General features: G+C 57.5%; 5 protein-coding genes. All 5 read left to right on the forward strand.

Annotated elements, in window-relative coordinates:
- Positions 1 to 806, forward strand: an 806-nt coding sequence (locus tag AWU74_RS03560) for a tetratricopeptide repeat protein (protein WP_162504745.1), incomplete at its 5' end; no start/stop codon positions are given.
- 182 nt (positions 807 to 988) lie between these two features.
- Positions 989 to 1519 carry a YchJ family protein gene (locus AWU74_RS03565; protein ID WP_062327669.1) on the forward strand — a complete coding sequence of 177 codons (531 nt, stop codon included), beginning with the start codon at positions 989 to 991 and terminating at the stop codon, positions 1517 to 1519.
- 16 nt (positions 1520 to 1535) lie between these two features.
- Entirely contained in the window at positions 1536 to 2318 is a 783-nt protein-coding gene (gene rlmB / locus AWU74_RS03570) for a 23S rRNA (guanosine(2251)-2'-O)-methyltransferase RlmB (protein ID WP_162504746.1), read from the forward strand.
- Between the two features lie 297 nt (positions 2319 to 2615).
- A complete protein-coding gene (locus AWU74_RS03575; protein WP_062327672.1) occupies positions 2616 to 4262 on the forward strand; it encodes a nitrogenase component 1 in 1647 nt (548 codons plus the stop codon).
- The coding region (locus AWU74_RS03580; RefSeq protein ID WP_162504747.1) for a nitrogenase component 1 at positions 4262 to 5345 on the forward strand (1084 nt) is incomplete at its 3' end. The genes AWU74_RS03575 and AWU74_RS03580, both read left to right, overlap by 1 nt.

Here is a 5345-nt window from a genome sequence, read left to right on the forward strand (position 1 = left end):
GGGCTATCGCGGATTTTACCCAAGCGCTGAAGCTCGATCCGACGAATGCGTCAGCCTACACTAATCGCGGCGCTGCCTGTCTCTACAAAGGCGACCGCGACCAAGCGATTGCGGATTTCACCCAAGCGCTCAGGTTCGACCCGAATGACGCGAAAGTCTACAGCAATCGAGGCGTTGCCTACGGTCAAAAGGGCGACTACGCGCGGGCGCTTGCGGATCATACTCAGGCAATAAAACTCGACCCGAATGAGGCGAAATCCTACAATAATCGCGGATTTGCCTATCGCAGCAAGGGCGACTACGACCGGGCTATCGCGGATTATACCCAAGCGCTGAAGCTCGACCAAAACTATGCGCTAGCCTACGGTGAGCGCGGACTTGCCTATGCCCGCAAGGGCGACAGCGACCGGGCGCTCGCGGATTATACCCAAGCGATCAGGCTCGACCCGAATGACGCGGAAGTCTACAATAACCGCGGCATTGTCTATGCCCGCAAAGGCGACGACCGGGCGCTCGCGGATTTTGCCCAAGCGCTCAGGCTCGACCCGGATTATGCGGCAGCCTGCTATAATCGCGGCGTTGCCTATTACGGCAAAGGCGACTATGACCACGCGATTGAGGATTTCACCCAAGCAATCAAACTCGACCCGGATGACGCGTCAGCCTACAATGGTCGCGGCGCTGCCTATCTCGGCAAGGGCGATTACGAACAAGCGGTTGCGGATTTCACCCAAGCAGTCAGGCTCGACCCGAATGACGCGGAAGCGCAAAAGAATCTTGAAACGGCGCGGAGACGAGGGCGGTAGGCGGAACCCGCCGGGCGCTTTGCCGAAGGGGCGGAAAACCCGGCGCGGGCGGGAGGCACAGCCTTTTACGCCGCCCTATGTTCCCACAAGGAACTCGGTCGTTCCCTGTGGGGACACGAAACTCGGTCGAAAGCCTTTGTGCGCAGTAGCGCGTCGAAGGCTTTCGCGCTATACTCCCGCACATGAATGCGCAAGACAATGCTGACCTGTGCCCCTGCGGTTCAGGCGCGCGCTACGGCGAATGCTGCGCGCCGCTTATCGCGGGCACGTTCCCCGCGCCGACGGCGGAAGCCCTTATGCGCGCCCGCTATTCCGCCTACGCGAAGCGCGAAATCCCGTTTCTCCTTGCGACCTGCGACCTCTCCGAAACCGGCAGGGACGGCAAGCCGCGCAAAGCGGCTGCCGACGAAAAGGCGACCCGCCAATGGAGCGAGGAGTCGCTGTGGCGGGGGCTGAAAATCATCCGCACCGAGAAGGGCGGGACGGGCGACAGCGAGGGCGTCGTCGAGTTTGAGGCGACCTATACCGACAAGCGCGGCGTGCGCCAGACCCACCACGAGACGGCGTCCTTCAAGCGGCTCGACGGCAGGTGGCTGTTCTCAAACGGCGACCTGAAGCCGGAAACCGTCCGCCGCGAAGGGCGCAAAATCGGGCGGAACGAGCCCTGCCCCTGCGGCTCGGGGAAAAAGCACAAGCTGTGCTGCGGACGCTAGCGCGGGACGGCGGCTAGTGCCTCGGCGAATCGTCCTGACGGGCTTCCACGCCATAGAGGAGAGAATCCGCGGGACTACCGCTTCTTCCGGCGCGGAAGGGCTGCGCCTTGTATACGCGTCTCCCGCCGGACCCCGCGTGCGGGAAATCCTCGCCGAAGCGCGGCGTGCGGGCATCGCCGCGTCCGCTTCGGACAGGCGCGAGCTCGACTCGCTTGTCGCCTCGCTGCCGGAAGCCCTGCGCGACCACCGCGGACTCGTGCTCGTGGCTGAAGGCGCCTCCGCCGGAACCGACCTCGACTCCTTCCTGCGCGCGCTCGGCGCCCGCCCTGCCCGCGTCGTGCTGCTCGACTCTATCACCGACCCCTATAACGCGGGCGCAATCATCCGAAGCTGCGACCAGTTCGGCGTGTCGCTCGTGGTCGCCTCCCGGCACAAGAGCGTCGGCGACCTCTGCGCAAACGAGACCGTGAGCCGCGCAAGCGCGGGAGCGGCGGCGTGGGTGCCGGTCTGCACGGCGGGGAATCTGGTGCAGGCGGCGGAAAAGCTGAAGGACGCGGGATTCTGGCTCTACGGCGCGGACTCCGCCGGAGAACCGGTGCGCGGCGTCGCGTTCTCGGAGCGGAGCGCGCTGGTGCTGGGGAGCGAGGGACGCGGCATATCGCGCCTGCTTGCGGAGCAGTGCGACGCGCTGTGCGCTGTGCCGACCTGCGGCAGGCTCGACAGCCTGAACGTGTCGGTCGCGGCGGGAATCCTGCTCTACGAGATGACCCAACCCGGCGGGTACGGCGTTCGGCGGTAGCCTTTATACCGCGAGTTTGCGGAGCAAACTCGGTAGCAAGCCGAAGGCGCGCGGCAGCTTCTTGAGGAAACAAGCATTCACCTTGCGGGAGACGTTTAAGTTTCTTCAAGAAACTCGGCATATAGGTTTTGCCCCTCTGCTTTGTCTGCGGATAAAAACAGAGACGCCCGCCTGCTGGTCAAGCCCCCGCACGGGAACGCGAAAGCTGTTGACAAACATACCGCATACACGGTATGCTTATTGACTAGCATTCGTATGTATTATATGTTTTTTCCGCAAGCATAAAGGAGCGACAGCATGGCTGTAACGAAAGTAGCCGAAATAAATCTGGACTTGGCGGCGGTTTCTAACCGCGAAGACCGCCTCGGTTCTATCATATCGTGGGACGGCAGCGCGTCGCAGTTGGTTGCGCTGTCCGGCAACCAGTCCGAGCACCGCAACGTCGCGGCTCCGCGCATTACCATAAGCAAACAAGAATATGCCGAAAAAAAGGGTGCCTGCGGCGACTGTTCCGGCAAAGGCACGGGCTGCAACATCGAAGAGCTTAAAATGCCCTTCAACCAGCAGACAATGTGTTCCCACGCAATCGTAACGTGTCAGGTCGGCAACACCACCGACTGCGTGCTGATAGAGCATTCGCCGATAGGCTGTTCGGCGACTCACCCGCGCTACGACCAAGGCTATAAAATCGGTTTGCTGCGCCGCAACAAACCCTACGACAGCATAAAAGCATTCAGCACGAATCTGCTTGAAAACGACATGATTTTCGGGGCGACCGACAAACTCCGCCAGACCTGCCGAGACGCGAAACGCCGCTTTAACCCGAAGGCGATATTTATCTCAATGTCGTGTTCCACCGCGATAATAGGCGAGGACTTAGAATCCGTTTCAATGAAAATGGAAGAGGAATTAGGCATTCCCGTTATCCCGCTGCACTGCGAGGGTTTCAGAAGCAAACACTGGAGCACCGGCTTCGACATATCCCAGCACGGAGTCATGCGTCAAATCGTGAACAAAAAGCCGCATACGCAGAAAGACCTGATAAACATAATTGCGCTGTGGGGAACCGATTATTTTACGGAGCTGCTTCAGCCTCTCGGCTTGCGCGTGAATTACCTGATCGATATGGCGAGCTTTGACGAGATGAAGCAAGCCTCCGAAGCGGTGGTAAGCGCCACATTCTGCCATACGCTGGGTTCGTATATGGCGACCGCCCTTGAGCAGAATTACGGCGTTCCGCAGATAGAATCTCCGCAGCCTTACGGAATAGCCGCGACGGATTACTGGCTCCGCGCCGTCGGCAAAGCGGTCGGCAAAGAAGCGGAAGCCGAAACATATATTGCCGAACAGCACGCGCGGATACTGCCGCAGATTGCGGAACTGCGCGAAAAACTAAAAGGCGTAAAAGGCTTTATTGCGACGGGTTCAGCCTATGCGCACGGTTTAATCTCCGTGTTGCGCGAACTCGGCATTCAGGTAGACGGTTCCGTAGTGTTCCACCACGATCCGGTGTATGACGGCGGGCATGAAGCGCAAAACACGCTGAAGTATCTTGTCGAGAATTACGGCGACGTGCCTCATTTCACCGTGAGCAAAACGCAGCAGTTTCAGTTTCCCGGACTTCTGCGGCGCGTAAACCCGGATTTCGTCATAATACGCCACCCGGGACTTGCCCCCGTCGCCGCAAAAATGGGCATTCCCTCCCTCGTCATGGGAGACGAGCACTTCCCCCTTGCGTATGACGGCATAATCAGGACAGGCAATATTTTAATAGCGATTTTAGCGCGCAAAAAGTTTAACAACGTGCTGAAGCGTCACGTAAAACTGCCGTACACGGAGTGGTGGCTCAGTCAGGAAGACCAGTTTATTTTAGCGAAACACCCGGAAATTCTGGACGACGAATATGTCGAGAGTAAAGCCGAAATTAAAGAGGCGGCGGCATAATGGCTGAGGATTCGGAACACTGCGTCAACCAGACTCTGTCTACGATTGCGGCGCGCGCCCGCACAGAGCCGACAAACTCTATCGTTCACCCGCATTATGCCTGCGCCATAGGGGCCGCGCATACCGTTTCGGCAATACCGCGCGCCATACCTATTTCAAACTGCGGACCCGGCTGCGCCGACAAGCAGTTTAACTTTATATCGGCAGGCAACGGCTATCAGGGAGCGGGGTATTCGGGCGGCGGCTCCATACCGAGCACCAATATGTGCGAGCAGGACGTTGTTTTCGGCGGAATAGATAAACTCGATAAGCTGATAAAATCTTCCTTGAAGATTATGGACGGCGATTTATTTGTGGTGCTCACCGGCTGCATCGGAGAGCTTATCGGCGACGACGCTAAGTCCGTCGTCAAAAAATACCAAGAGCTCGGCAAGCCTATCGTGAGCAGCCAAGTAGCGGGTTTCAGAGGAAACAACGTCATAGGGCACGAAATAGTGGTCGCCGACATTATAGACCAGTTTGTCGGGGACTACGAAGGCAAAAGAGAAAAAGGGCTTGTCAATTTATTGTGCGAGGTGCCGTATTACAATTCGCACTGGCGCGGCGACTACCTTGAGCTTAAACGCATTATCGAAGGGGCTGGGTTAAGAGTAAACATGCTTTTTGGCTCGGAAAGCAAAGGCGTATCCGAATGGAAAGCTATTCCAAGGGCGCAGTTTAACCTTGTTCTTTCGCCGTGGGTTGGACTTTCTGTTGCCGAACACTTAAAAGAAAAATACGGACAACCGTATCTTCATATACCGGTTATTCCGATAGGCGAGGAAGCGACAAGCGCTTTTATACGCCGGATAGTCGAGTATGCGGGGGTCGATAAAGAGCCGTCAGAAACGTTTATAACGGGAGAAGCTGCACGGTATTATTATTTTCTTGAGCATTTTGCAGAGTTCTTTTCTGAATTCTGGTTTGGTTTGCCCGCAACGTTTGCCACAGTGGCGGACGCGTCTATAAACATTGCGATAACCAAATTTCTCAGCGACCAAATGGGGCTTATACCAGTAAAGCAGATTATAACCGATAACCCGC

It is taken from the genome of Treponema endosymbiont of Eucomonympha sp. (assembly GCF_001028545.1).